General features: G+C 67.2%; 25 protein-coding genes. 11 read left to right on the top strand and 14 right to left on the bottom strand.

What is annotated here, in order from left to right; translation table 11 throughout:
- Positions 1 to 80 precede the first annotated feature (80 nt).
- The 3 genes from OB895_RS11030 to OB895_RS11020 form a co-directional block, all read right to left on the bottom strand.
- Positions 81 to 224 (bottom strand): hypothetical protein, encoded by a 144-nt coding sequence (locus OB895_RS11030; protein WP_164481679.1) that lies wholly within the window; start codon positions 222 to 224, stop codon positions 81 to 83.
- Positions 221 to 2,554 carry a phosphoribosylformylglycinamidine synthase subunit PurL gene (purL, locus tag OB895_RS11025; RefSeq protein ID WP_311877627.1) on the bottom strand — a complete coding sequence of 778 codons (2,334 nt, stop codon included), beginning with the start codon at positions 2,552 to 2,554 and terminating at the stop codon, positions 221 to 223. The genes OB895_RS11030 and purL overlap by 4 nt, the downstream gene beginning before the upstream one ends.
- A 197-nt stretch (positions 2,555 to 2,751) precedes the next feature.
- Positions 2,752 to 3,693 (bottom strand): helix-turn-helix transcriptional regulator, encoded by a 942-nt coding sequence (locus tag OB895_RS11020; RefSeq protein ID WP_311877625.1) that lies wholly within the window; start codon positions 3,691 to 3,693, stop codon positions 2,752 to 2,754.
- Between the two features lie 100 nt (positions 3,694 to 3,793).
- On the opposite strand from OB895_RS11020, the gene OB895_RS11015 reads away from it, so the two are divergent.
- Positions 3,794 to 4,255 carry a VOC family protein gene (locus OB895_RS11015; RefSeq protein WP_311877622.1) on the top strand — a complete coding sequence of 154 codons (462 nt, stop codon included), beginning with the start codon at positions 3,794 to 3,796 and terminating at the stop codon, positions 4,253 to 4,255.
- A gap of 174 nt (positions 4,256 to 4,429) precedes the next feature.
- Here the strand turns inward: OB895_RS11015 and OB895_RS11010 are convergent, their stop codons facing one another.
- The gene (locus OB895_RS11010; RefSeq protein ID WP_311877620.1) at positions 4,430 to 5,908 is read right to left on the bottom strand and encodes a serine/threonine-protein kinase; all 1,479 of its coding nucleotides are present in this window, start codon (positions 5,906 to 5,908) and stop codon (positions 4,430 to 4,432) included.
- A gap of 227 nt (positions 5,909 to 6,135) precedes the next feature.
- On the opposite strand from OB895_RS11010, the gene OB895_RS11005 reads away from it, so the two are divergent.
- The 4 genes from OB895_RS11005 (at position 6,136) to OB895_RS10990 (ending at position 9,733) form a co-directional block, all read left to right on the top strand.
- Positions 6,136 to 6,363: a DUF2188 domain-containing protein gene (locus OB895_RS11005; protein ID WP_042540651.1), complete on the top strand. Its 228-nt coding sequence runs from the start codon at positions 6,136 to 6,138 to the stop codon at positions 6,361 to 6,363.
- A 35-nt stretch (positions 6,364 to 6,398) separates the two neighbouring features.
- On the top strand, positions 6,399 to 7,139 hold the full coding sequence (locus tag OB895_RS11000) for a 3-keto-5-aminohexanoate cleavage protein (RefSeq protein WP_311877617.1): 741 nt from the start codon (positions 6,399 to 6,401) through the stop codon (positions 7,137 to 7,139).
- A 198-nt stretch (positions 7,140 to 7,337) separates the two neighbouring features.
- Positions 7,338 to 8,522, top strand: coding sequence for a MalY/PatB family protein (locus OB895_RS10995; RefSeq protein WP_311877615.1), 1,185 nt, complete (start codon positions 7,338 to 7,340; stop codon positions 8,520 to 8,522).
- Positions 8,523 to 8,617: 95 nt separating this feature from the next.
- A complete protein-coding gene (locus OB895_RS10990) occupies positions 8,618 to 9,733 on the top strand; it encodes a GntR family transcriptional regulator (protein ID WP_311877614.1) in 1,116 nt (371 codons plus the stop codon).
- Positions 9,734 to 9,948: 215 nt separating this feature from the next.
- Here the strand turns inward: OB895_RS10990 and OB895_RS10985 are convergent, their stop codons facing one another.
- The 7 genes from OB895_RS10985 to OB895_RS10955 all read right to left on the bottom strand — a co-directional run bounded on the left by OB895_RS10985 (position 9,949) and on the right by OB895_RS10955 (position 18,027).
- Positions 9,949 to 11,154, bottom strand: a complete 1,206-nt coding sequence (locus tag OB895_RS10985) for a glycoside hydrolase family 76 protein (RefSeq protein WP_311877612.1) — start codon at positions 11,152 to 11,154, stop codon at positions 9,949 to 9,951.
- 72 nt (positions 11,155 to 11,226) lie between these two features.
- Positions 11,227 to 12,477: an ABC transporter substrate-binding protein gene (locus tag OB895_RS10980; protein WP_311877609.1), complete on the bottom strand. Its 1,251-nt coding sequence runs from the start codon at positions 12,475 to 12,477 to the stop codon at positions 11,227 to 11,229.
- 59 nt (positions 12,478 to 12,536) lie between these two features.
- Complete coding sequence (locus OB895_RS10975; RefSeq protein ID WP_311877606.1) at positions 12,537 to 13,493, bottom strand: carbohydrate ABC transporter permease; 957 nt, start codon at positions 13,491 to 13,493, stop codon at positions 12,537 to 12,539.
- Entirely contained in the window at positions 13,493 to 14,455 is a 963-nt protein-coding gene (locus OB895_RS10970) for a carbohydrate ABC transporter permease (RefSeq protein WP_079111992.1), read from the bottom strand. Before OB895_RS10970 ends, OB895_RS10975 begins: the two co-directional genes overlap by 1 nt.
- Positions 14,452 to 15,792, bottom strand: a complete 1,341-nt coding sequence (locus OB895_RS10965) for a glycoside hydrolase family 125 protein (RefSeq protein ID WP_311877603.1) — start codon at positions 15,790 to 15,792, stop codon at positions 14,452 to 14,454. The genes OB895_RS10970 and OB895_RS10965 overlap by 4 nt, the downstream gene beginning before the upstream one ends.
- Positions 15,793 to 16,225: 433 nt before the next feature.
- On the bottom strand, positions 16,226 to 16,543 hold the full coding sequence (locus OB895_RS10960) for a GIY-YIG nuclease family protein (protein WP_311877601.1): 318 nt from the start codon (positions 16,541 to 16,543) through the stop codon (positions 16,226 to 16,228).
- A 314-nt stretch (positions 16,544 to 16,857) separates the two neighbouring features.
- Positions 16,858 to 18,027: a MalY/PatB family protein gene (locus OB895_RS10955; RefSeq protein WP_311877599.1), complete on the bottom strand. Its 1,170-nt coding sequence runs from the start codon at positions 18,025 to 18,027 to the stop codon at positions 16,858 to 16,860.
- A gap of 348 nt (positions 18,028 to 18,375) precedes the next feature.
- Between OB895_RS10955 and gnd the strand changes: the two genes are divergently transcribed.
- The gene (gene gnd / locus OB895_RS10950; protein WP_042540663.1) at positions 18,376 to 19,437 is read left to right on the top strand and encodes a phosphogluconate dehydrogenase (NAD(+)-dependent, decarboxylating); all 1,062 of its coding nucleotides are present in this window, start codon (positions 18,376 to 18,378) and stop codon (positions 19,435 to 19,437) included.
- A gap of 181 nt (positions 19,438 to 19,618) precedes the next feature.
- Positions 19,619 to 20,095, top strand: coding sequence for a GNAT family N-acetyltransferase (locus tag OB895_RS10945; protein ID WP_311877595.1), 477 nt, complete (start codon positions 19,619 to 19,621; stop codon positions 20,093 to 20,095).
- Between the two features lie 3 nt (positions 20,096 to 20,098).
- On the opposite strand, the gene OB895_RS10940 is transcribed toward OB895_RS10945, so the two are convergent.
- Together OB895_RS10940 and OB895_RS10935 are read right to left on the bottom strand one after the other, a co-directional pair.
- Entirely contained in the window at positions 20,099 to 21,067 is a 969-nt protein-coding gene (locus OB895_RS10940) for a G5 domain-containing protein (RefSeq protein ID WP_311877593.1), read from the bottom strand.
- A gap of 351 nt (positions 21,068 to 21,418) precedes the next feature.
- Positions 21,419 to 21,805, bottom strand: coding sequence for a VOC family protein (locus OB895_RS10935; RefSeq protein WP_311877590.1), 387 nt, complete (start codon positions 21,803 to 21,805; stop codon positions 21,419 to 21,421).
- 85 nt (positions 21,806 to 21,890) lie between these two features.
- Between OB895_RS10935 and OB895_RS10930 the strand changes: the two genes are divergently transcribed.
- The 3 genes from OB895_RS10930 (at position 21,891) to OB895_RS10920 (ending at position 23,512) form a co-directional block, all read left to right on the top strand.
- The gene (locus OB895_RS10930; RefSeq protein ID WP_311877587.1) at positions 21,891 to 22,211 is read left to right on the top strand and encodes a hypothetical protein; all 321 of its coding nucleotides are present in this window, start codon (positions 21,891 to 21,893) and stop codon (positions 22,209 to 22,211) included.
- Between the two features lie 143 nt (positions 22,212 to 22,354).
- Positions 22,355 to 22,915, top strand: coding sequence for a dihydrofolate reductase family protein (locus OB895_RS10925; protein ID WP_311877585.1), 561 nt, complete (start codon positions 22,355 to 22,357; stop codon positions 22,913 to 22,915).
- A 27-nt stretch (positions 22,916 to 22,942) separates the two neighbouring features.
- Positions 22,943 to 23,512, top strand: a complete 570-nt coding sequence (locus OB895_RS10920) for a TetR/AcrR family transcriptional regulator (RefSeq protein ID WP_311877581.1) — start codon at positions 22,943 to 22,945, stop codon at positions 23,510 to 23,512.
- 48 nt (positions 23,513 to 23,560) lie between these two features.
- On the opposite strand, the gene OB895_RS10915 is transcribed toward OB895_RS10920, so the two are convergent.
- Positions 23,561 to 24,154 (bottom strand): hypothetical protein, encoded by a 594-nt coding sequence (locus tag OB895_RS10915; protein ID WP_311877578.1) that lies wholly within the window; start codon positions 24,152 to 24,154, stop codon positions 23,561 to 23,563.
- Between the two features lie 401 nt (positions 24,155 to 24,555).
- Between OB895_RS10915 and OB895_RS10910 the strand changes: the two genes are divergently transcribed.
- Positions 24,556 to 26,106 carry a reverse transcriptase domain-containing protein gene (locus OB895_RS10910; RefSeq protein WP_311877576.1) on the top strand — a complete coding sequence of 517 codons (1,551 nt, stop codon included), beginning with the start codon at positions 24,556 to 24,558 and terminating at the stop codon, positions 26,104 to 26,106.
- The last annotated feature ends 162 nt before the right edge of the window (positions 26,107 to 26,268 follow it).

The following is a 26,268-nucleotide window of genomic DNA, read 5'->3' as shown; positions in this document are numbered from 1 at the left end:
AAGGAGGGAGGCAGGGCGAGGAGGGCAGGCGCAAAGGAGCACCCGACCCGCCTCGGCACCCGAAGGAGGAGGACCCGAACTCAGCCGAGCAGCAGTGTGATGACGGTCGCGCCGCCGCCGCCGAGGATGAGCGCGATGATGACGCTCCAGGCGACGATGCGCAGGCGGCGATTGCGCTTCTCGCCCAGGTCGCCGTAGTCCTCGCTCAGGCCGTCACCGCTCATGCGCTGACCGGCTCGCTGACGGTCGGGCCGAAGGCGGCGGGCAGAGTGGCCTGCGAGCGCTCGCGGATCTCGGCGACGGGAACCGTGAAGACGTCCTGCACCTCGAGCTTCGCGCCCTCGGAGTCGGTCACGCCGATGCGCATCACGGGGTAGTCGCGGCCCTCGCAGAGCCCACGGAACTTCACGTCGTCCTCACGCGGGACAGTCACGATGACGCGACCGGTCGACTCGGAGAACAGTGCGGTCGCAGCATCCACTCCGTCGCGCTCGATGATCTCGTTGAGCCAGACGCGTGCGCCGACCCCGAAGCGTGAGACGCCCTCGGCGAGGGCCTGTGCGAGGCCACCCTCCGACACGTCGTGCGCCGACGAGATCAGCCACTCGTCGCGTGCCGCACCGAGCAGACCTGCGAGGCGCTTCTCGCCCGCGAGGTCGACCTTCGGGGGCAGTCCGCCGAGGTGCTGGTGCACGGTCTCGGCCCACGCAGAACCCGACAGCTCGGTCGAGGTCGTGCCGAGCAGGTAGATGTTCTGGCCCTCGTCCTGCCATCCCGAGGGGATGCGGCGCGAGACGTCGTCGATGATGCCGAGCACGCCGACGAGCGGGGTCGGGTGGATCGGCACGTCGCCGGTCTGGTTGTAGAACGAGACGTTGCCGCCGGTGACCGGGGTGCCGAGCTCGTAGCATCCGTCGGCGAGACCGTCGACGGTCTGCCCGAACTGCCACATGACCTCGGGGTTCTCGGGAGAGCCGAAGTTCAGGCAGTCGGTGATCGCGGTGGGCACGGCACCGGTGACGGCGACGTTGCGGTACGCCTCGGCCAGGGCCAGCTGCGCCCCCGCATACGGGTCGAGCTGGCAGTAGCGGCCGTTCGCGTCGGTCGAGATCGCGAAGCCGAGACCCGACTCCTCGTCGACGCGGATCATGCCGGCGTCATCGGGGAACGAGAGGGCCGTGTTGCCGAGCACGTAGTAGTCGTACTGGTTGGTGATCCAGCGGGTGTCGGCCAGGTTCGGTGAGGCGACCAGGTCGAGGAACTGCTCGCGCAGCACCTCGGGGTCGTTCGAGCGGGGCAGGTTCTCGGCGGCATCCGCCTGCAGTGCGTCGATCCACGTCGGGTACGCGACCGGGCGGTCGTAGACCGGGCCGTCGACCGCGACGGTCGAGGGGTCGACGTCGACGATGCGCTCGCCCTGCCAGTCGATGATGAGGCGGCCGTCTCCGGTGACCTCGCCCAGCACCGACGTCTCGACGTCCCACTTCTGCACGACCGCGAGGAACGCGTCGAGCTTCTCGGGGGCGACGATCGCCATCATGCGCTCCTGCGACTCCGACATGAGGATCTCCTCAGCCGTGAGCGAGGGGTCGCGCAGCAGGACGTTGTCGAGCGAGACCTTCATGCCGCTGTTGCCGTTGGCCGCGAGCTCGCTGGTCGCGCACGAGATTCCCGCGGCACCGAGGTCTTGGATCGCCTCGACGAGCTCGTCGCGGTAGAGCTCGAGGCAGCACTCGATGAGCACCTTCTCGGCGAACGGGTCGCCCACCTGCACCGCGGGGCGCTTGGTGGGTCCGGTGCTGTCGAACGAGTCGGATGCCAGGATGCTGGCGCCGCCGATGCCGTCGCCACCCGTGCGGGCGCCGAACAGCACGACCTTGTTGCCGACGCCCGTGGCATTGGCGAGCTTGAGGTCTTCGTGGCGAAGGACGCCGACCGCGAGCGCGTTGACGAGCGGGTTGGCCTGGTAGACGGAGTCGAAGACCGTCTCGCCGCCGATGTTCGGAAGGCCCAGGCAGTTGCCGTAGAAGCTGATGCCGCTGGTCACGCCGTGCACGACGCGGGCGGTGTCGGGGTGGTCGATCGCGCCGAAACGCAGGGCGTCCATGATCGCGACCGGGCGTGCGCCCATCGAGATGATGTCGCGGACGATGCCGCCGACGCCGGTAGCTGCTCCCTGGAACGGCTCGATGAACGAGGGGTGGTTGTGCGACTCGGCCTTGAAGGTGACGGCCCAGCCCTCGCCGACGTCGATGACGCCCGCGTTCTGGCCCATGCCCACCATCAGGCGTTCCTTCATCTCGTCTGAGACCTTCTGGCCGAAACGGCGCAGGTAGTTCTTCGACGACTTGTAGGAGCAGTGCTCCGACCACATCACGGAGTACATGGCCAGCTCACCGGAGGTCGGGCGGCGGCCCAGGATCTCCCTGATGCGGGCGTACTCGTCGTCCTTGAGGCCCAGCGCTGCGTAGGGCTGTTCCTTCTCCGGAGTCGCGGCTGCGTTCTCGACGGAGTCGGGGACGTGCTTGTGGGCAGGTGCAGGGGCGGTGGTCACGCGCACTCCTAGATGAGGGGCCGGCGGGGCATGGCCAGTCTACCGGGGGATGCTGTGGCCGATCGCCCGGGCGGAGGAGCAAGACGAGTGCGTGGTCGAAAACGCATCCTGAACCGGGTGCGTGGTCGAAAAGGCATCCGAATCAACGCTGGAGCATGCACATTTGACCACGCACGGGAAGCGATGCAGGCCGCAGATCAGGATGCGGCGGCGAACCGCCCCGTGAGGGTGCGAGCAGCATCCGCCAGAGCGGGTGGCCCGACGACCGTGAACGGCGCATCGAAGCGGGCGATCGACGCGAGGATGCCGACCCACGACCACGACCCGACCGTGACGCGACACGAAACGTCGTCGATGGGCTCCACCGTGCCATCGCGGCCGATCCACTGCGCGACCTCGTAGGTGGGCAGGTCGAGCACGAGCTCGCCGATGCAGGGCCAGCGGTCCTCGGCATCCGATCCCTTCGCGCGAGCCGCGAGGTAGGTCTGCGCGTCGGCGGCGGGAAGTTCGCGCGGCGTGAAGGCGGGGCCGGTCGGGATGCGCGGCGTCATCCGATCGAGCCGGAAGGTGCGCCAGTCGTCGGCCTCGAGATCCCACGCGAGCAGGTACCAGCGTCCTTCGCGGGCGACGACGGCGTGCGGCTCGGTGCGCCGGGCCGGGCGGTCGTGGTCGCCGTAGTCGAAGCGGAGCACGTGCCGGTCGCGTACCGCGGCGCTGACGGCCTCGAGCACCGCGGGATCCACCCGGGTCTCGTTCTCGACGCCGGTGAAGCGGATGCCGTCGACCCGGTGCCGCAGGCGCGATGGCATCACTTGGCGCACGGTGGCGAGCGCACGAGCGGCGCCCTCGTCGATGTCGATCCCCGTGGCCGAGACGCTCTGCAGCGCGACCGCGATGGCGACGGCCTGCTCGTCGTCGAAGAGAAGAGGAGGAAGCTCGGAGCCGGCGGCCAACCGGTATCCGCCGTCAGGGCCCTTGATCGCGCTGATCCGATAGCCCAGTTCGCGCAGGCGGTCGACGTCTCGGCGCACCGTGCGCGGTGTGACGTCGAGGCGGTCGGCGAGCACCTGCCCCGGCCAGTCGCGCTGCGTCTGCAGCAGCGAGAGCAGGGCGAGCATGCGCGAGGAGCTGCCGGTCATGGCATCCATTCTGCGTCAGGTAGAGGACCGAAACTGTCCTCTTCTGCTGTGAGTGTTGGTCTCGACGGCGAATCCGCCGCACGACGATCGAGGAGACATCATGAGCATCGCAACCACCACCCACCTGAACTTCCGCGGCACCGCTCGCCAGGCGCTCGAGTTCTACGGAGCTGTCTTCGGCGGCGAGCCGACACTCGCCACCTACGGCGACTTCGGGATGCCTGCGGGCGTGCCCGGCGCCGACAAGATCGTGTTCGGGCAGGTCGAGAACGCCGACGGCTTCCGGTTGATGGCATACGACATCCCCGGCGCGGATGACTCTGACGCGACCGCAGGCACGACCTCGCGGGAGAACGGGATGACGATCACCGACCGCTCCTTTTTCCAGTCGCTGCGCGCCGACTCGCTCGACGAGCTCACCGGATACTGGGACGCTCTCGCAGACGGCGCCTCGATCGTCGAGCCGCTCGCCGCGTCGGCGTGGTCGCCCGGGTTCGGGATGCTCACCGACCGCTTCGGCGTGACCTGGGTGCTCGACGTGCGGGCCGCCTACGCGGGCTGACGCACAGCGAGACTGTCGCGCCGTCGCGGCCGGGCGACGGCGTCGGCGGTCGAGTTTTTGGGTTGGCACCTGCTGTCGGTGTTCCGAGGGGATACCGACGAGAGGTGTCAACCGAGACGCGGAACCCACCCCGCCGCATGCACGAACCTGCCGAGCGCGGAGTGTTCGCCAGTGCTACTTGTCCTTCTCCTTCGGCGCCTTGCCGTTGGACTGGCCCTTGTCCGAGTTCCCCGAGTTCCCGGAGTTCCCCGGGTTGCCCTTGTCGGCCTTGTCTTCTTTGTTGCCGTTGCCCTGATTGCCCGAGTCAGTGACGACCTCGACCGGTGCGGCGGGGGCCTCTTCGGTCACGGTTTCTGCGGGCGTGGTCTCCGCAGGCGTCACGGCGGTGCGAGCCGCCACAGCCGACGCGAGTCGGCCGAGATCGGGGTTCGGCGCGGTGAAGGCCGCGAGACCCACGACGAGTGCGCCCGTCGCGACGAGTCCCGCTGCGCCGACGAGCATTCGTCGGCGGGGGTGGGGACGCGTGCGCACTCGCGTCGGCGGGAGTGACGACGCATCGAGCACCGCCGTCGCGCCGGTGGTGCCGGCGATCTGCGTCGTCCGGGTTGTCGGGCTGGCAGCGGCCTCCGGCGCCGCCGGCGGTGCGGCGCTGCCGTCCGGCTGACCGACGACAGCCTCACTCGGCGGAGTCCCGCCGCGAGCTGAATCCGCACCGGCATCCTCCACCGGCGCCGTGCTTGCCACAGGATCCGCTCCGGCCGACGCGACGATGGCTGCCGCCGCCGCAGCGACTGCGGAACCGTTGGCGTCAGACGCGTAGCCCCGCAGCAGACCTCGCGCTGCACGAGCGACCTCGGCCGCGGTCGGTCGCTCTTCGGGCTCGAGCCGCGTCATGCGGGTCAGCAGATCGCGCCACTCCTGGGGAACCGTCTCGGAGATCCTCGGCGGTTGCGCGAGGCGGGCGATCGCCGCCGCGCGTCCGGAGCCGAGCGCGGCGTATCCGGTCTCCCCCGAGAGGGCTTCGAGTACGACCAGGCCCAGCGCGAAGATATCGACCGGAGTGCCGGGGGCGGCGTCGCGCAGCTGCTCCGGAGCCATATAGGTGAGTGTGCCGAGCACGATCCCCGGCGTCGTGAGCCGAGTGTCCTCGATCGACGTGGCGATGCCGAAGTCGGCGAGCTTCGCGGCGAGAGGCCGGCCCGACCGACCCCGTGCCAGCAGCACGTTCGACGGCTTGACGTCACGGTGCACGATCCCCGCTGCGTGCACCGCGGCCAGTCCCTCGGCGAGGTCGCGAGTGATGCGCGCGACGTCTCGGGGTGGCAGCGGGCCTTCGGCCATGCGCGCGGCGAGGGTCGGTCCGTCGACGAACTCCATGACGAGGTATTGGGGGCGCCCGGGGACGAGCTGCGCGTCGTAGAGCGTCACGAGCGAAGGGTGACTCAGCGACGCGAGAAGCGCCTTCTCGGTGTGCGCCCGCTCGATCGATGCGACCGGGCCCTCGCCGTGGATCATCTTGATCGCGACGATGCGTCCGAGGTGCGTGTCTTCAGCACGATAGACGGTCGCCATGCCGCCCTGCCCGACGCGGTCGTGCAGCACGTACCGTCCGTCGAGGAGTGCAGCCGTGGGCGAGACCACTTCCAACGTCATCACTTGCTCCCTGCTGATGCATCCGGGTCATGCATCTGATAACCGTAAACCGCACGAGCAGAGCTCGTCACAGGGCTTGACGTCGCGACTATTTGGTGAATGGTCCGCTCTTTCGACCCTCATCGCGACGCTCATGACTCGTCTGACGACGGGGCGGCACACTGTCAAGGGGCTCACCCGGTGTCAGGCCCGTCACGTAGAAAGGAGGCAGATCGAAAGGACGTGGCATGGCCGCAGGCGACATCGAGACCTTCCAGCGTGACGGGATCTGGTTCAACCGCATCGAGGGCGAATCCCGCACCCTGGGTTCCAGCTTCGGGACCCAAGACGAAGCCGTCCGGGCCGGCCGCGGAGCTGCGGCGGCGCGTCAGGTGCAGCACACCGTGCGCACCGACGAGGGACCATCCGACACCGGAAATCTGTATGACTGGCATCCGCGCGACCTCATGAACTGATGGGCGGCGATTCGTTGGACCGATCAGACCGACGGATGCTGTTGCAGGCCTGCATCAACGGCGCCCGTTCGGCAACAGAGCATCCGGCACTGAGCGCCGACGCAGCCCTCTCCGCAGCTGATGCGGCGCGGGCCGTGGCCGCGGGAGCGACCGAGATCCATGTGCACCCGAAGGATGCCGCGGGGCGCGACAGCCTGGCTGCCGCTGACGTCGGGCGGTGGCTGCGGGCTTTGAGGGCCGCGTGCCCCGAGGCGCCGATCGGTGTGACGACCGGAGCGTGGATCGAGCCCGATGTCGAGCGGCGGCTGGCCGCGATCTCGGAGTGGACGGACCTCCCGGACTTCGCATCTGTCAACTGGCACGAGGCCGGCGCTGACGACGTGGCCGAGCTGCTGCTCAGCCGAGGAGTCGGAGTCGAAGCGGGCATCTGGGACGCGACTGGGCTCGAGGCCTGGACTCAGTCGCCTGTCCGCAGCCGATGCACACGCGTGCTCATCGAACTGCCCGACGAGGCCGTCGAAGTCGTTCGTCGCCACGCCGAGGGGCTGATCGCGCACGTGCGGCTCGACGAGCCGATCATCCCGATCCTGCTGCATGGGGAACTGCGATCGGCGTGGCCCGCGTTCACGCTCGCCGTCGAGCTCGAACTCGATTCGCGCATCGGACTCGAAGACACGCTCTCCCTCCCCGACGGGCGGACCGCTCCCGACAACGCGACGCTGGTGCGCACGGCGAGCGGGATCGCCTTCGCCGGCCGACGCGACGCGGCATCCTGACCGTCACTCACCGAAACGAGAATCGCACGACGACAGGACCTTCCTTAGTGTGGAAGCTCACGCTGTGAAGGAGTACTCGTGTCTGAGATCACGACCACCGACCGCGCCGGTCGACCTGCGACGGGTGACCGCGTGAGCACCCGTCGTGCCGGTGGCGCTGCTCGATGTCGGTTCGCGGGCTGCTGAGAGCCGCTCGCCATGACCGATCACCGCGCGCGCACTGACCCGCATCCGTTCGACTCCCGCACGAGGTTCGACCTCGATCGACCTGAGAGCCGCAAGTGGAGTCTGCACCCTGGACGCATCGGCGCGTGGGTCGCCGAGATGGACTTCGGCGTCGCGCCCGTGATCGCCGATGCCATGCACCGAGCGATCGATGAAGAGAACCTCGGATACCTGTCGCCCCCGCTGGCCGCCCGGCTCGGTGAGGCGACCGCCGAGTGGATGCAGCGGGAGTACGACTGGGCGATCGATCCGGAGCGCGTGCATCCGGTGTCCGACGTGATGGCCGCGCTGCGCGTCGCGGTGGAGGAGTACGCACCCGCGGGATCACCGGTCATCGTGCCCACTCCCGCATATATGCCGTTCCTGACATATCTGCCCGCGATCGGTCATCCGGTGATCGAGATCCCCGGTGTCGAGGTCGACGGACGCTGGCATCACGACCTGCAGCGCATCGATGAGGCGTTCGCCGCCGGTGCCCGCACGCTCGTGCTCTGCAACCCGCACAACCCGACCGGAACCGTCGTCGAGAGAGCCGAGCTCGAGGCGCTCGCCGAGATCGTGGAGCGCCACGGCGGTCGGGTGTTCGCGGATGAGATCCACGCGCCGCTGCGCTTCGACGGCCGGCCGTTCATCCCCTATGCGTCGGTGTCTGAGGCCACGGCCGCGCACACCGTCACCGGCACGAGCGCGTCGAAGGCATGGAACATCCCCGGGCTCAAGACCGCTCAGCTGATCACGTCCAATGACGCCGACCAGGAGCTCTACCGCCGGTTCGGGTTCTCGGTGCAGCACGGCGCAGCGACGCTCGGCGTGGTCGCGTCGACCGCGGCCTATCGCGAGGGCAAGCCATGGCTCGACGGGGTGCTCGCGTATCTCTCCGAGACGCGGCACCTTCTGGGGTCGCTCGTCGCCAAACATCTTCCCGGCGCGATCTATCGCGAACCGGATGCGACCTACATCGGCTGGATCGACACGAGCGCGCTGGGCATCGAGGGCGCGCCGGCCGCCTTCTTCCGCGACCACGCCGGAGTCGTGCTGACCGAGGGGGCGCTGCTCGGACGCGGGTACGAGGACTTCGTACGCGTCGTGTTCGCGACTCCCCGGCCGATCCTGCGCGAGGCGTTCGCGGCGATGGGGGATGCCGTTCTCGCGCGGTGAATCGTTCCCGCGGCGGCGAGGTGGCATACGGCGCGACATCCGTTCACGAAGCCTGTAGATTAAATATAACTATTGGCTGAAACGATCGGACAGACGTGCTCTACAAGCAGGTGTACGAAGCGTTGCGCGAGTCGATCTTGCGGGGCGAGTACGCGGTCGGCGACCGGATGCCGTCCGAGGCGGAGCTGTCGAGCCGGTTCGATGTCAGCCCCATCACGATCAAACGGGCGCTCGATCTTCTGCGCACCGACGGTCTGATCATGCGCCGCCCGCGAATCGGCACGGTGGTCACCAGCCTCACGCCCACGGCGCCGCAGGCTCCCGCCCGTGCGCAGAACGACGCCGACCGCAGCCCCTCTCTGATCGGGTGCGTGATCACCAGCTTCGACGACAGCTTCGGCAACAAGGTGATCGAGGGCATCCTCGCGGCGACCGGCGCCGACACCCATGTCGTCTTCAAGCGATCCGGAGGCGACCTCGCCGACGAGGACGCCTGCATCCGCGCCCTGGTCGGCGCCGGTGTCGAGGGCCTGATCCTGCTTCCGAGCTCGTCTGAGTACATCCCGCCCGCCGCCCTCGAACTGGTCGCCAAGAAGTTCCCCGTCGTGATCCTCGACCGCCTCTTCGACGGGATCCCGGTCTCGGCCGTCTGCTCCGACAACCTCGCGGGTGGGCGCGCTGCGACCGAGCACCTGCTGGACCTCGGACACAAGACCATCGGATTCGTGAGCTCGACCAGCCACGTCTCATCGAGCGACGATCGGCGCAACGGGTACATCCACGCTCACGCCTCCAACCATCTGCCCCTCGAGAACAGCGCCGAGCTGCGCTCGATCGGCTCGACCGTGCCCGGCAGCGCCGACACCATCGAGCAGGACATCGCCCGGTTGGTCGCGTTCATCGAAGAGCATCCCGACATCACCGGCTACGTCGCGGCCGAGTACAACATCGCGCTGATGCTACGCGAGGCATGCCACAGACTCGGGCTCGAGGTTCCGGCGGACATCTCGATCGTCTGCTTCGACCACCCGGATGCCACGTTCGACACACGGCTGTTCCGCTACACCCACATCCGCCAGCAACAGCGCACTCTCGGCGAGAAGGCCGTCGAGTCGGTGAGGCGCCAGATCAGCGCACCGAGCGAGATCGAGAAGGTCGTGCTGCCCACGGAGCTCATCCTCGGTTCGTCGTCGGCCGCTCCGCGCGGCTGACTCGTCGCGTCTGACCGGCTGCGCGTTCACAATTCAGCACGGATCTCGGATTCGCGGCTCGAAACCGTCGTAGAGGCGCTGATCCCGGCCGATCATGCTGAATACGAGACCGCTGCCCCGCCCCCGCAGGCCGAGATCCGGTCGGACGCGGAGACCCCCCGAACGCAGCGATCCACCCGCAGGCCGAAGCCCACGGGCGGATCATGGAGCCGGTCTCAGCGTGCTACGCGCGCCGCACCCACCTGAGCCGCACCCACCTGAGCCGCACCCAACGGAGCCGCACCCGCCGGAGCCTCAGCCCCGGCTCCCGCAGCACCGACCGAAGCGCCGACAACACCGCCGACAACACCGCCGACCTCTCGAGCCTCGAGTCGTGCCCGCTGCTCGACGGCGAAGATCGCGCTGACCATCGTCGAGTAGGGGATCCACTCGACCGGCGGCTGCGACCAGTCGTTGCCCGGGCGCAGGTGCTCGTCGACCAGGCCGTTCTGCCACAGCGCATCGGTGCCGGCTCGCACGAAGCCATCGAGCTCGACCCGCTCCGGGGCGAAGGAGTCCGACTCGGTCAGAACCGCCAGCAGCTCACCGAGGTAGCGATAGTAGACGCCCTTGAAGAGGCCTTCGTCGCCGCCGTCTCCCTCGTCGGGGAAGACCGTCCCGTCGCTCAGCTCGCGCACCGCGGTGATCGCCGTCTGCACGGCCCGCTGCAAGAAGACGTCGTCGCCCGTGGCGCGGAACAGTTCGACCGCGGCGCCGACATAGAGCCCCTGGTTGTAGGTGAAGCGCCACTGGGTGTCGACGGCGCCGTCACCGGTGCGGTTGATGCCGTCTTCGACGAAGCCGTCGTCGCCGACCAGGTTCGCGGTCAGCCAGTCGAAGGCCCGCCGCGCATACGACAGATAGTCGCGCGACGTGTCGAGGCGACTCAATCGCACCCCGAGGATCACGAGCGGCCCGTTCGCCGGAGTGTTCTTGTAGGCGAGCTGCTGTTTGCGCCAGGCGAGGCTCCACCCGAGAGTCTCGTTCCAGCCCTCGGCGATGACGTGATCCCAGATCGCGATCGCCTCGTCGAGGTACTGCCGCTCGGCGGTCGCCCGGTGCACGCGCTCGAGCGCGAGAGCGAACCACAGCATGTCGTCGAAGTAGTCGTTGAAGAGCTGCCCGCCGTTGCGCTCGACGATGTTGTCGCGTGCGGTGATCGCCTGCGCGATCCAGGCGTCGTCGTCGGTGCGCACCCAGGCATCCACCCGGGCGTCGATCACGTGGGCGAGCCACCAGTAGTTGAAGACCTCGGTGTTGCCGCGGTCATGCGGGTGGCTGTTCGCGAGGAACTGGATGCCGGGAACACCGAAGAAGTGGTCGAGGCTCTGCTGCGCGGTGTCGGCACGGGCCGACCAGGTCTGCGCGGAAGTGCTGGTCATGTGTCCTTTTCCTGAGGGTGGATGGCGGCGGATCGCGCGGCCGCCTGAGACGGCTGCGCGATCCGACGGGGGTCAGCGGTTCTGTTCGAGAAGCTGGTCGCCCTGCTCCTGGGCATCCTTCAGCGCCTGCTCGGCCGAGATCTCGCCAGACAGGAACCGCTCGAGCGCGGGCACGAGCGCCTTGCCCTCGACGTCCGAGAAGCCCTGCACGTTGGGGCGGGTCTGCGCGTAGTTCATCGTCTCGATGAAGGCGGCGTAGTGCTCGTCCTCGGTGAAGAACGGGTCGTTCGCGGCCTCGATGTTGGCCGGGATCCAGCCCGAGATCTCACCGAACGCGACGCCGTTCTCGGCCTCGGTCGTCCACCACTTCATGAACTCCCACGCGCCTTCGGCGTTCTTCGCGCCCTCGGGGATGACGAGTCCGAAGCCGCCCATGTAGGCGCCCTGGTCGCCGTTCGGTCCGGCGGGCGGCTGCACGACGCCGTATTCGAGGCCGTCGACCTTGTCGAGGGTCGAGAGCGCCCAGGGCCCGTCGAGCTTCATGGCCGTGCGGCTCTCGGCGAACGAGTCTCCCGTGTCGCCGAAGCCCTGCTCGTAGACGCCCGCATCGAGCAGGCACTGCCAGAAGTTCAGCACCTCGAGGCCCTCAGGGCTGTTGAACGCGGTCTTCGTCTGGTCGTCGTTGAGCAGCTGACCGCCCGCCTGCGCGAGGTACATGTTGAACAGGCCGGGGTCGCTGAGGTCGAGGCCGGCCTGCGTCAGCTTGCCGCCGTCCTTCACGGTGAGCGCCTCGGCGGCGGTCTTCAGCTCGTCCCAGTCGGTGGGTGCGGTGACTCCGGCATCCGTCAGCAGCGTCTGGTTGAAGAGCAGCGACCGGTTGTCGACGAGCAGCGGCAGGCCGTAGAGCTCGCCATCGACCTCCATCTCGCCGAGCGCCGGCTCGTAGAAGATGCTCGTGTCGACGGCATCCTCTTCCATGAACTCGTCGATCGGGGCGAGTGCTCCCTTGGGTGCGTAGAGCGAGGTCTGATAGCGGTCCCAGAGCACGACGTCAGGAACCTGACCGCCGGCGAGCGAGGTGAGGAGCTTCTCCTCGACGAGCTCCTGCGGCACGTACGAGACCTCGTAGTCGTCCTGCGACTCGTTGAACCGTTCGGCCTGGGCTTCGAGCTGGTCGACCTGGTCGCCGGACCACGAGCCCCACATGACGACGGGCTCGGGGCCGTCGCCGCCGCCGGCGTCGCTGCCGGATGCACAGCCGGCGACGGTCACGACGAGGGATGCCGTGGCGAACACGGTCAGGACTCTCAGGTGCTTCTTCATCGAAATCTCCTTGGTGTGATGCGTGTGGTGGGTGTGGTGGGAAAGGGAAAACCGGTGGATCACTTCGACCCGACGTGGGCGACGCCCTCGATGATGTAGCGCTGCGCGAAGAGGAACACGAGCAGCACCGGGAGGCTGGCGATCACGGTGCCGGCCATGAGGGGACCGAAAGCGGTCTCGTAGTTGTTGACGAACGAGGCGAGGCCGACCTGGACGGTCATCATGTCCTGGCTGTTGAGCACGATCAGCGGCCAGAGGAAGTTGTTCCATCCGGCCTGGAAGCTGATGATGCCCAGCACAGCGAGCCCGGCCTTGGCGAGGGGGAAGTAGATGATCGCGAAGATGCGGAACTCGCTCGCGCCGTCGATGCGGGCCGCTTCGCCCAGCTCGTCGGGAAGCGTCTCGAAGAACTGCTTCATGAAGAACACGGCGAAGGCTCCGGCGGCACCGGGGATGATCACGGCCCAGTAGGTGTTGATCAGGCCGAGACCGCCCTGTCCGAAGACGTCATTGCCGCCGGCGAACGGGATCGAGCGCAGGATCAGGAACGACGGGATCATCGTGATGATGCCGGGGATCATGAGCGACGAGAGGAACACCGCGAAGACCGCCGCGCGGCCCTTGAACTGCAGCTTGGCCAGCGCATAGCCGCCGAGGGCGCCGAAGAAGATGTTCGTCACGGCCCCGCCGATGCCGAGCACGAGCGAGTTCACGAAGTAGCGGCCGAACGGCACCTCCTCGAACACCTGCAGGTAGTTCTCGAGTGTGGCGTTCGCGGGGATCAGGTTGAGCGCGCCCGAGAGGATCTCGGTGGCGGGCTTCAACGAGGTCGAGATCGTCCAGACGAGCGGGGCGACGGTGACGACGCTGATCAGGATGACGCCGATGTACCAGCCGACCGTCGCGATGCGCTTTCGGGTCGTCGGCTTGCGGCGAGAGGGCAGAGGCGCGGCCACCGGGGCGCTGGCGGCCAGCGCGGTCTCGATGGCGCGGCCACCGCTGAGCGTGTTCGTCATCAGACGCCCTTCCGGTTGTTGAGCTTCGCGTTCAGAAGCGAGAACACGAGGATGATCAGGAAGAGCACGAACGACAGGGCCGACGCGTAGCCCATCTCGAGCGCGCCGAAGCCCTTGTTGTAGATGTAATAGACCATCGTGACGGTCGAGTTGCCCGGTCCGCCCTTCGTCAGCACATAGGCCTGGTCGAAGACCTGGAACGCGCCGATGATGAGCAGCGTCGACACGAGGAACGTCGTGCGCGTGAGCGACGGGAGCGTCACGTAGCGGAACTGCTGCCAGGCGTTCGCCCCGTCGAGGCGGGCCGCTTCGTAGAGCTCCCCGGGCACTCCCTGCAGGCCCCCGAGGAAGATGATCATGTTGGCGCCGAACCCGGCCCAGACGCTCATCATGACGATCGCGATCATCGCCCACTGCGACTCGTACAGCCACGCGGGCCCGTCGATGCCGAACCAGCTGAGCGCCACGTTCAGCAGACCGTTCTGCGGGTTCAGCATCCAGAACCAGATCGTCGCGGTCGCCACTGTCGAGGCGACGACGGGGATGTAGAAGAGGGTGCGGAACAGGCGCACCGCACGGTGGCGGCGATTGAGAAGCAGGGCGGTGCCGAGGGCGACGACGAGACCCGCCGGCACGTACAGCACCGTGTAGTACGCGGTGTTGCGCAGGGCGATCCAGAAGAACGGGTCGACCGCGATGTCGAGGTAGTTCTGGATGCCCAGCCACTCGAAGTCGCCGACGATCGCGTAGTCGGTGAGGCTCAGCACGAGCGCGATGACGATCGGCAGCGCCATGAAGACGACGAACAGCACGCCGGGCACGAGCAGGAACAGCCAGGCGTTCCAGGTCATCTGCCTCGCGCTGGGGTTGCGGGACTTGCGCGGCTTGCCGGGTGTGGGCCCCGTGTTCGTCGGGCGGGACTCGTCGACGGATGCCGGAGCGTCCGTGGTCGTGGCGCTCATGCCGGTCGCGCTTCGGTGAGGGGCTCGCGGCGGACGGGCTCTCGACGGGGAGTGGCGAGTCCGGTCATGTCGAGCACGAGTTCGCAGAACATCGCGTTCGCCCACGAGAACCACTCCCGGGTGAAGACAGATGGATCGGTGACGAGGAACGACTCGTGCATGAGGCCGGTTCCGGCATCCGTCTCGAGCAGCAGCCGCAGGATGCGCTCCTTCTCGGCCCGATCGTCAGTCGTGAGCGCTTCGATGCAGAGGCCGATCGGCCAGACGTGGTCGACCGGGGTGTGCGGGCTGCCGAGGCCGCTCGAGTCGGTTCCCGAGGCGAGGGTGCCCGTGAAGAAGACCGGATTCGCGGTGCTCAGGATGAAGCGGCGGGTTGCGAGGTAGAGCGGATCGTCCGTTCCGCACCAGCCGATCAGCGGCAGCGACAGCAGGCTCGGCACATTCGCGTCGTCGAGAAGCAGGATGCCGCCGCGACCGTCGACCTCGTAGGCATAGATGTCGTCGCCCGAAGGGCTCGTGACGACCGTGTGCTCGGCGATGCCGCGCTCGATGTCGGCGCGCAGGTCGCGAGCGCTCGCCGCGAGGTCTTCGTCGTGCAGCACCTCGATCGCGATGCTCTCGATGTGCTGCAGCTCGACTGCGGCGAACATGTTCCCCGGCACGTTGTAGCCGTACTCGCAGGCGTCGTCGCTCGGGCGGAACGCCGACCAGGTGAGGCCCGTCGGCGCCGTCTCGCTGCCGCGCCCCTCGCGCACGAGTGTGTCGCTGGGCGGGCAGTCGAAGCGCTCGAACCGGTACGTCGAGTGGGCCTCGTGGTCCTGCTCGGTGCGCCAGAGCTCGATGATCACGCGTGCGGCACGGGCGAAGGAGTCGCCGAGATGGTCGGCGCGGCCCGTCGTCGCCCACAGGTCGTGTGCGAGCTGCACGGGGTAGCAGAGGGAGTCGACCTCGTACTTGCGCTCCCAGATCCAGGGCGACTGCTCGGTGCGGTCGCTCTGGTGTCCGCTGCCGTCGGGTGCGGCGTTGAAGGCGTTGGCATACGGGTCGAGCAGCACGTACTCGATCTGCCGGCGCGACACCGCGGCGATCATGTCGCTGATGGTCTGGTCCTCGGCAGCGAAGTGCAGGTACGGGCCGAGCTGGGCGGTCGAGTCGCGCAGCCACATCGCGGGGATGTCGCCCGTCAGCATGAACAGGGTGCCGTCGGGCATCTCGCGCAGGGTGGTGCCGAGGGTGTTCTCGAAGCAGCGCTCGAACATGGCCGCTGTCGCCTCGTCTGTGCGCGATCGCACGCGCTCTGCGACGGAGTGGATGAAGTCCGAATGGGTCTGAGCCACGATGCTCCTCGGTGAACCTGAGGTCGCCCCGCTCTGGACGACATCGCCGAGTGTAGCCCGGAATGCAGATTAAATCTATTTATATGTTTAGTTATGTACGAGATGGCTGGAATCCCGCGATTCTGGGCGCTGCTCCCTGGGAATAAGTATACCTATTCGTCTGGTTCTGGCCCGGGGTCCGAATCGTGCATGGTCACCGGCGCGATGATGCTCGGCGTCACGGGAGCCCAGCGTCGCCTGGCGCAGCTGCGCGCCTGGGATCGGCGATGGTCTGGCGGATGCGGATGCGGATGCGGATGCGGATGCGGATGCGGATGCGGATGCGGTGTTCCGGATTCCCGCCGGAGCTTTCGTCCCCCCCCCCCCCCCCCGGTGAGCGCCTTCGCCCCCGGTCGTTGAGCGAGGCCGGCGGAGCCGCCCGAGACGAAACGCGCTACCTCACCGCGGGACGCTTCCCCCGAGCCGCCCGCTCGCGCCGCTCCCGCACGCTCCACCCACGCACCGCATCCAGCCCGCCGTCGATGAACGCCAGTCGCTTCGCGTGGCTCCACCCCTGCAGGCGCTTCTCCCATGCGAAGGCGTCATCGATGCGGGCGTGCTCGCTGCTCCAGATGAGTTCGACCGGGAGCCGCCGTTTCGTGTACTCGCTGCCCATCCCCTCCTGGTGCTGGACGATCCGCTTGGTGAGATCGCGGGTGCTGCCGACGTAGAGCGTGCCGTCGGAGCAGCGAAGAATGTAGACGTATCCCATGCAGCCGGAGCGTACGCGCGGATGCCGACAATCGCCGCCGTCCGCAGTGTGGGTGCGTTTCGTCTCGGGCGGCTTCGCCGTCCTCGCTCAACGACCGGGAGGAGGGGGTGTGGGTGCGTTTCGTCTCGGTCGGCTTCGCCGTCCTCGCTCAACGACCGGGGAGAGGGGGGCGCCGTCCTCGCTCAACGACCGGGGAGAGGGGGGCGCCGTCCTCGCTCAATGACCGGGGTGGGGAGGGGTGCCGTCCTCGGCCAGCGACTGAGAGCGGAAGAGCAGCACCGGTCGTTGAGCGAGCGGAGCGAGACGAAACGCGCTCAGACGGCCCGGTCGCGCAGTGCGGCGGCGATCCGGTCGACCGCCTCGACCATGACCGGTCGGGGGAGCGCGAAGACGAAGCGCGTGTATCCGATCGCTGCCTCACCACAGGCGGCACCGTCCGTCATCGCGACCCCGGCGTGCTCACGGAACCACTCGCCGAGATCTCCGGTCACCTCGGTCTCGCGGAAGTCGAGAAGCGCGATGTAGCTGCCCTCGGGCACGATCATCCGCACGCCGGGCAGCTTCTCGTCGACGAGCTGCGCCAGCATCCGCCGGTTGCCGTCGAGGTAGTCGACCACCTCGTCGAGCCACTCGCGGCCGCCCGTGTAGGCGGCGATGTTCGCGACGACGCCGAGCGTCGAGGTGCCGTGCCCTGCCCAGAATCCGAGGCTCTCCCAGAGCGCGGCGTCTGCATCGTTCGAGAGGATGACCTGCGCGCACTTGAGGCCTGCGAGGTTCCACGCCTTCGACGCCGACGTCGCGGTCAGCGTGTGCGACGCCGCCGCCTCCGACACCGATGCGTAGGGAATGTGCTGAGCCGGCGCGTAGACGATGGGGGCGTGGATCTCGTCGGAGAACACCCGGCCTCCGGCATCCGTCACGACCGAGGCGATCGCGAGCAGCTCGTCACGGGTCGCCACGGTGCCGAGGGGGTTGTGCGGGTTGCAGAGCACCAGCATCTCGCCGCCGTCGCGGAACGCCTGGGCGACGGCATCCAGGTCCATGACCCAGCGTCCGTCGACCTCGATGCTCGGCACCTCGATCACTCGACGGTCATGCATCGGCGGCACCAGGAGGAACGGCATGTATGCGGGCGTCGGCACGATGATCGCCGAGCCGGGAGTCGTGAAGTGCTCTATCGCCAGCTCGAACGCGGCGATCACATCGGGCACATGGTGCACCCGCTCGGGCGAGATCTCCCACCCATACGAATCCGAGTACCAGCGCGCCGTGGCCTGCGAGAGGTCCTTGGCGAGCTTCTCGGGCAGGTAGCCGGTGACACCCAGATCCAACGCATCCTTCACCGCGCTGTTGATCGCGGGGGCGAGTCCGAAGTCCATCTCGGCGACGAACGCGCCGATCATGTCGGGGAAGTTCGTCCATTTCAGGCTGCCTGCCGCTCGCAGGTCGTCTTGCGTGATCTGGTCGAACGTTCCGGTGGTCATTCTTCAATCCTTCCATCCACCGGGAGCCCTCGGCCCGGATGCGGAAGGCTGTCCGGACGCGGCCCTCACCGAGGTGGGGTTCGTGCGGGGTCACTTCCGCATCGGAACCCGGGCGCCGGCCGCGTGCGGGGTCACTTTCACATCGAAAGACGGCCGTTCGGATGCGTTTTCGACCCCGCACCGAGTGCCCGATGCGTGCGAGGTCACTTCTGCACCGCAAACCGAGGCCAGCGGTGCATCATCGACCCCGTATCGAGCGCCCACCGCGCCACGGCATTGAGCCACCCCTGAACCCGTGCCAGGATTGCCCCGACTCGGCCCATCGGGGGCGGGGACGAAGGGATTCTCATGCAGCTGGCGATGATCGGACTCGGTCGGATGGGTGCCAACATTGTGCGCCGCCTCATGCGGGCGGGGCACGAGTGCGTGGTCTATGACGTGAATGCCGATGCGGTGCAGGCGCTGGTCGCCGAGGGAGCCGTGGGTGCAGACAGCATGGCCGACCTGGCGTCGAAGCTCGAAGCGCCGCGGGCTGTATGGATGATGGTGCCCGCATCGCTCACGGGAGCGGTGGCCGACCAGGTCGCGGAGGTGCTCGACGAGGGCGACATCCTGATCGACGGCGGCAACTCGAACTATCGCGACGACGTGCGGCGGGCGAAGGCCTTCCGTGAGCGCGGCATCCACTACGTCGATGTCGGCACGAGCGGCGGAGTGTTCGGGCTCGACCGCGGATACTGCCTGATGGTCGGCGGACCGGACGAGGCCGTGCAGCGCATCGAGCCGGTGCTGCGCACGATCGCTCCGGGGGTCGGCGAGATCGAGCGCACTCCCGGGCGCACGGGAGATCTCACCCCCGAGGAGCAGGGCTATCTGCACTGCGGGCCGTCGGGCGCGGGGCACTTCGTGAAGATGGTGCACAACGGCATCGAATACGGCATCATGGCGTCGATCGCCGAGGGCCTCAACCTGCTGCACAACGCGGATGCCGGAGTGCGCGAGGCCGAGCACTCGGCCGAGATCGCCCCGCTGGAGGAGCCCGAGTTCTACCAGTTCCCGATCGACACGTCGAAGGTCGCAGAGCTGTGGCGCCGAGGGTCCGTCATCTCGTCGTGGCTGCTCGACCTGACGGCCGCCGCGCTGGCAGAGAATCCGCAGCTCGACGGTCTCGCCGGTCGGGTCTCCGATTCCGGCGAGGGCCGCTGGACGGTCAAGGCCGCTGTCGACGTGGGCGTGCCCGTGCCGGTGCTCGCGGCGTCACTGTTCGAGCGCTTCGCCTCGCGCGACGAAGACAAGTTCGCGAACCAGGTGCTGTCGGCGATGCGCCTGCAGTTCGGCGGACACCAGGAGCTTCCGGCCGGCGACGTGCTCGAGGCCGGGTCGCGAAAGGCCGACTCGGACAGCGCCTGATCGCTGAGGGTGCCGCGGACCTCGCTCGTCGAGCGAGGCCGAGACGAAACGCCCCCGCGGTCGACGTTTCGTCTCAGTCGACTTCGTCGTCTTCGCTCAACGACCGTGATCTGTCCGTTGAGCGAGGCCCGCGGAGCGGCCCGAGACGAAACGCACCACGACACAAGAAAGGCGCCCCCGCATGACCCCGACTCCCCGCATCCGACGGGCCGATCCCTCGGACGCCGACCGCCTCGCCGTGATGCTGCACGCGTTCAACACGGAGTTCGACACCGAGACTCCCGGCGCCGAGGTTCTCGCACAACGCCTGCAGGTGCTGCTCGCTGAATCATCGACGTTCGCCGTGCTCGGAGGCGAACCCGCGGTCGGCGTCGCCCTCGTGACCCTGCGCTCGAACGTGTGGTCTGACGGGCCCGTCGCGCTGCTCGACGAGATGTACGTCGAGCCCGAGCAGCGGGGCACCGGAATCGGCAGTGCGATCCTGCAGCACATGGTCGAGATCTGCCGCGAGCTCGGCGTCGCGGCGATCGAGATCAACGTCGACGAGTCGGACGCCGGAGCGATGCGCTTCTACGAGCGGCACGGGTTCAGTGGCGTCGACCCGGACTCCGGCGAGCGCGCGTTCTACTTCTACCGGTCGCTCGAGGCGGGAGACTAGAGACTAGTCGCAGGCGATCCCGTCTCCGTCGCGGTCGAGGTCGTAGATGTCCGAGCCGACGATCTGCACCGGGCCCTGCACATACGCCGGTCCGTTCCCGCTGCCGCCAGCGCAGTCGACGTCACTGGAGATCGGCACGCATGCACCGGTGTAGTTCGAGTCGCAGCCACCACCGCCCTGCTGCACGAGCGGCACCGGTGCGGGCACCGGTGCGGGCGCAGGAGCGGGCACGGCAACCGGTGCGGGAGCCTTGCTTCCGATCGCTGTCACCTCGTTGACCGGCTGCAACGAGACAGCTTCGCTGACGACCTCGCGAGACACTTCCACACCGTCGACCATGGTCACGCGGTATGTGATCACCTTCACACCGTTCACACCGGCGGAGACGAGTGCTGTTGCGCCCTGATCGAGCTGCGGGTCGTCGACCGTGGCCGCCTCGAACGGCACGGGCACCTCTTCGGTCGCGGTCTCGAACGTGGTCGGCGTGGGGGTCGGGCTGGGCTTCGGAGTCGATGTCGCCACGGCCGCGAAGTTCTGAGGTTCGGATGCCGTCGGAGTGCCTCCGCCGTTCGCGCTGGCGATGCCGCCACCCGTGACCAGAAGAGCGGCCATACCCAGGGCGACCACACCCGACATCCGTGACCGCAGTCCCAGTGCCGGCAGAGGGCGAGCGGCCATCACATAGAGGGCGATCCCGACCATCGCCGTGGCCACCAGGAGGATCGCGATCGGCGACACACGGGCCAGTACCCCGCCGACCACGAGTGCGCCGATGATGATGCCGGCCGTGCGCCACCCGCTGCGTCGCTTCGATGCGACGGATGCTGCGGCCGGAGCGGGGTGCGACAGCTGCGATGTCACGGCAGCAGCCGGCGAGGGCGATGTGGCATCCGTCCAGCGATGGCCGTCCCACCAGCGCAGCTGATGCGGATTCTGCGGATCTGGATGCCAGGAGGCAGGCGGCAGTGACATGAGAGTTCCCCTCGACAGTGAGGCGACGAATCGCCAGCGCCCCCAGAGCGCTTTGACCTGTATATCGGTTGCTGGACGCGTCGGACAAGTAACGATTCAGACCGGAATGGCGCCTCGGTCGGCGAGAGCGTCGGCGCCGGAGTGGGACCGCGTCGCACTCCCCGGTCGGACGGCGATGCAAGATACTGCACTGTCCTCGTATGTGTGCTTTGCTACGTCATGCGGTCGCGAAGGCGGGCAAAGGCGCCGATTGACATGTCTCCCGACCGTTCGAGCGGACCTCGAGCGCTCGCACTCTCCCGGGGTCCGCTCGACAACGTCTGGCGATCTGAGTGCCGACGAGGGGGTGCGTCACTCGGCCCGAGCCCGCTCCCACCCCGCCCAGTCCGGTCGGTCCACGACACAGAAACGGTTGCCCTCGGGGTCTTCCATGATCACGTAGTCGGCATCGTCGGGCAGGTTGTCCCAGTGCACCTCCCGGGCGCCGAGTTCGGCCAGGCGGCGCACTTCGGCATCCTGATCCTCGGCGTAGATGTCGAGGTGGATGCGCGGCGGCAGTACCCGCTCCGAATGGTGGGCGTCGAGCGCGATGCAGGGGGCGTCCGCGTCGCGCGGCTTCAGCACGACCCAGTCGTCGGATGCCGGTTCGCGCTCGACATAGTCGAGGGCCGCCTGCCAGAAGAGCGACTGCGCCGGGAGGTCGTTCACGCGGATCACGATCGACACGATCTTCAACATGCCGGTCACACTAGAGCGGCCGGCGCGTGCGGAACAGGGGGCTTGCTCCGGATCGCCGCGGCTGGTCGCCCAATAGGATCCGTCCATGAGACTTCTGGTTTGGACGACGATCATCGCGCTGGTCGTCGGTGCCGGTTTTGCAATCGACGGGTACCTGTCGTGGCCGAGCAGATCTTTGCTCGACATTGATTCGGAGCAGTTGCGCACCGCCGGCTTCAGCCTGTCCATTGGCTCGACGCTCATCGGTATCGGTGTCCTCGCGGGTCTGCTCGCTATGCACGCGCGTGCTGTGGGGCTCCAGACCCGCTCGGCCCTCGGGGCCCATACCGATGCAGATGCAGCGCGCCATGCTGAAGAGGTTCGTGCCCAGCAGGCGCACGAGCTCCGAATGGGAAACCGGGCCTGAGTCGTCAGTGGTGGCTAGCTGGCGGCGGCCGCGTTTCGAGCGCGCCTCCGCAGTTGGATCGTGGGCTTCCAGCGGTCGACCCCCGAAAGTAATCTGAGTCCCATCCTGCAAAACCACCGCCCGCATCGAAGGAGATCGGCGAGATGAGACCACTGCGCTACTCGATCAACGTCACTCTCGATGGATGTGTCCACCACGAGGCGGGCGTCGCTCCGGATGAGGAGCTGATGGGCTTCTGGACGTCTGAGATGGAGCGAGCGGATGCCGTCATCTACGGCCGAACGACCTACGAGATGATGCAGGGTGCGTGGCGTCGCCCGGCATCCGGAGTGTGGCCCGACTGGATGCAGGAATGGGAGATCCCGTTCGCCGAGGCCATCGACCGCGTGCCGAAGCACGTCGTTTCGCGCACGCTGGATGCGGTCGACTGGAACGCCGAGCTCGTTCAGGGTGACCTGGCCGAGGCGATTCGCGCGCTCAAGAATCAGCCGGGCGAGGGGCTGTCGGTGGGCGGCGTGACCCTCCCTCTCGCGTTGGCCGAGCTGGGGCTGATCGACGAGTACACCTTCGTCATGCATCCGATCATCGCCGGGCACGGGCCGAGGCTGCTCGACGGGCTCAGTGAGCGGACGCGGCTCGAGCTCGTCGAGCGACGGGAGTTCGCGTCGGGAGCGGTCGCGCACACCTACCGCCCGCGCAGCTGAGGGTGTTCGGCTCGGTAGCCTGTTCAGGTGCCCCGTCCCCGAAGTGAAGCCGCGCGCCAGTCCGTGCTCGAGGCGATGCGCGCTGCCGTGGTGGCCGGTGCCTACGAAGCGGTGACGATCGAGGGGCTCGCTGAGACAGCGGGAGTCGCCAAGCAGACGATCTACCGCTGGTGGCCGTCGAAGGCGGCGATCCTCGGAGAGGCGCTGCTCGAAGGAGACCTGCCAGGGGCCGACCCCGCCGTCGCGATGAGCGACGACATCCGGGCCGACCTGCATGCGTGGTTCTCGGCCATATCAGACGGGCTCGCAAGGCCCGAAGGTGTCGCACTCGCCCGGGCGCTGATCGCGGTGACCGCCACCGACCACGAACTCGGCCTGGCGCTCAACGAGCGTCTCGCGGCTCCGATCCGCTCGTGGGTCGCCGAACGGATCGCGCGTGGACTGGTCGACGGTCAGGTGCGGGCAGACGTGGATGCCGACGCGATCGCCGACCAGCTCATCGCCATGGCGTCGTACGCGGCGTTGATCGGTCAGCCGTTGAGTGCAGAGCGGGTCGAGGAGACGGTGACGCGGCTGCTGCGAGGCATCGCCCGGTAGGTGACGGCACCATCCAACGTGGACGGCGGCTCGTGTGACGAATTGTGGTCACTTGCGTCGAGATCGAGATGCCCGTTGATCGATAATCGGGGATGTGTGGTCCGGCAGCGCGTAGACGTTCGCCGCGCCGGTTGCGATGAGTTCCTCTGCGATCTGACGATGTAGGGCACTTGATCGCTTTTGAAGCCCATCCAGATGTGATTCGCAGAGCGAAAGGAAACGCTCGCAGGAGCTCCGCTCCATCCTGCTCAGCGCTGTGTGGATCGTTCCGATCCCTCCTAGCGCGCGGGGGTGGTGCGGCGAATCGACTAGAAACGCTACGACATCGGTGTGCTCAAATCCGTTGACGGAGTGAGCAAGATACTTGTTTCGCAGATCTATGACGTAATCATGCAACTCTCGATCTGCAGATGACAGCTGGTCGACGGACGGCCCGTCCGTAACTCTCACTCCCTTTGAGAACGCGCGCGCATAGATGACTACTGCCGCGGTCCAGAGCGCGTCTAGGGGAGATGCGAACGTGCGGTCAACCTCGATGTCACCGGATAGGTACTGACGTAGGTATCCCGCCGCGAGCTCGAAATCCCGCTCGTAACTGGCGAGGTCGCGCAGAGAGACCGAGGACGGAGTCTGGATCACCACGGCTCGCTCATGCGGGCCGAGGAAGCTCGAGCTCTCCCCGCTCAATGAAGGTCCCGTTGCTGCGTCGTCCAAGTCTCCACCTCTGATCTGCGCCCTCTGTCTCGAATCATCGCACCCGTCGCCTACGCACGAACTGATCGATTGAGTGACCCGGTCGGTACTGAGTGGGGCGACCCCGTGGGACTGCGAAAGGCCCGCCGCCTTCCGCTACTATCTCGCATAGGTTCCAAGCGGAACTAGGCGCCAGTCCATTTTGGTAGCGGATCCCGGTTGATCACCGCCCCGCCACCACTGGGGTTGTCTTCGCGAGTCGACAACCTGCGTGAAGCACATTTTGCCTGGACTCGATGCTGCGGCTGGGGGCGGCGCCGCCGCTCCCAGCCTCGTCCGAAGGAGAGCGCATGTGGTGGCAGCTGGATGAGCGGCTCTTGGAGACGTCAACTCGATTGATCGTCGAGCACGAGACCTATGCAAAGTCCGTGTATGACGAGAACCGCCGGCGGAGTCGGCGAAGCACTGGACGCCCCGAACGGCTTCCGTTGCACCGACCCGAAACCTGGGACATCGATCCTGGATTCAACCCATACATCGTCCGCTCGCGCCGTCATCGGATTGGGCACGCAATCACGGAGAGACTGCGTGACCGAAGCTATGAGCCGCGTCCCCCAGCTGGGTTCTATGTTCCCAAGGCGGACGGGGGCGAGAGGCTCATCAGCACTTTCCAGATCGCGGACGAGGTTATTTCGAATCGGATGCTCCGATCGCTGACGAGAAAGAACCTCGCTCGGCTGAGCGCGCGTGCGTATGCATACCGTCCAGACGTCGGGCCGCACGACGCCATCTCCTACATCACCACTGAGCTTGCTCGAGAGCACCGTCTATTTGTCGCTGAGTACGATTTCAGCAGGTTCTTCGACACCGTCGACCACGACTATCTCCTGGAAATGCTCGACAAGCTCGGGCTAACGCGCACTCCGCTCGAGCATCACGTCATCGAGCAGTTCTTAAAGACTCCAGAGCCATACGTTGCCACGAGCAGCGGGATGATTGCGGGAAGAGCTCGCTCCCAAGGCATCCCCCAGGGCACATCGCTAAGTCTGTTCCTGGCGAACATCGCGGCGGCCGATCTGGATCGTGGGCTCGAACGTCTTGGCGTGGGGTTCGTTCGATACGCCGACGACACACTCATCTGGAGTACGGACTACGGGAAGGTTGGTGCGGCCGCGTCTATATTGCATGAGGCGTCGGCGCGTATAGGTTCTCCGATCAACGTCAAGAAGAGCCCGGGTATCCGTCTACTGACCAAGTCCGAGACCGTGCACGTCGAAATGGCTGCGACGAAGGAGGTCGACTACCTCGGGCACCGCATTGGCCTTCGCTCAGTGCAGATGAAGCCAGCATCGGTCGACCGGATCAAGCGGCGTGTCGGCGCGCTGATCTTCAATAACCTCTTGCTCGAGCCGCTCGCGGGAACACAGGAGCCATCCCGCCTGAGTTCGGTAGATCGCGACTACGTGACTTTGCTCTGGCAACTCCGCCGATACCTTTACGGCCCCCTCACCGAGAAGGAGGTTCGCAAGTTTCAAAGAGGCGCCATCCCGCCGATGTCCTTTGAAGGCGTCATGTCCTTCTTTCCGCTGGTGGACGACGCGGAGGGGCTCCGTCATCTCGATGAGTGGATCGCATCTCAGATCTGGCTGGCTATGCGAAAGAGAGCGCGGCTACTTCGGGCTGCGAGACTACGCACGCCCGCCCCCCATGGCGTCGGCAGGCATCAGCTGATCGGCTTCCAAACCGTTTCGTCTCGGACTGGTGACTCCATCGACCTACGCATTCCAAGCGTGAGAAAGATCGCCTCAGTGATCAGGTTAGCCGTGAGCACTCATGGCCTTCGAGCCGTCTCCGGCCGAGCCCCCGTCTATCTTTACGGCGAGGAGGACCTCGCTAAGTAGCGTCATGCCTTCCGCAACGAGTAGCTCGCGCTACCGGGTCGGCATCGCGCTCTAGACCGCCCTGATCGGCCGAGGGCGCTGGCGGATACCGCGACCGCGAGTACTCGACGCCGCTCACGGGAGCCGAGCATGGTCGCCGCCGACATCCCACGATGGTCCCGG

The organism is Microbacterium forte, from assembly GCF_031885415.1.
Classification (GTDB): domain Bacteria; phylum Actinomycetota; class Actinomycetes; order Actinomycetales; family Microbacteriaceae; genus Microbacterium; species Microbacterium forte.
Note: the sequence above shows the minus strand (reverse complement) of the source record. Positions and strands in the feature narration are given on the sequence as shown.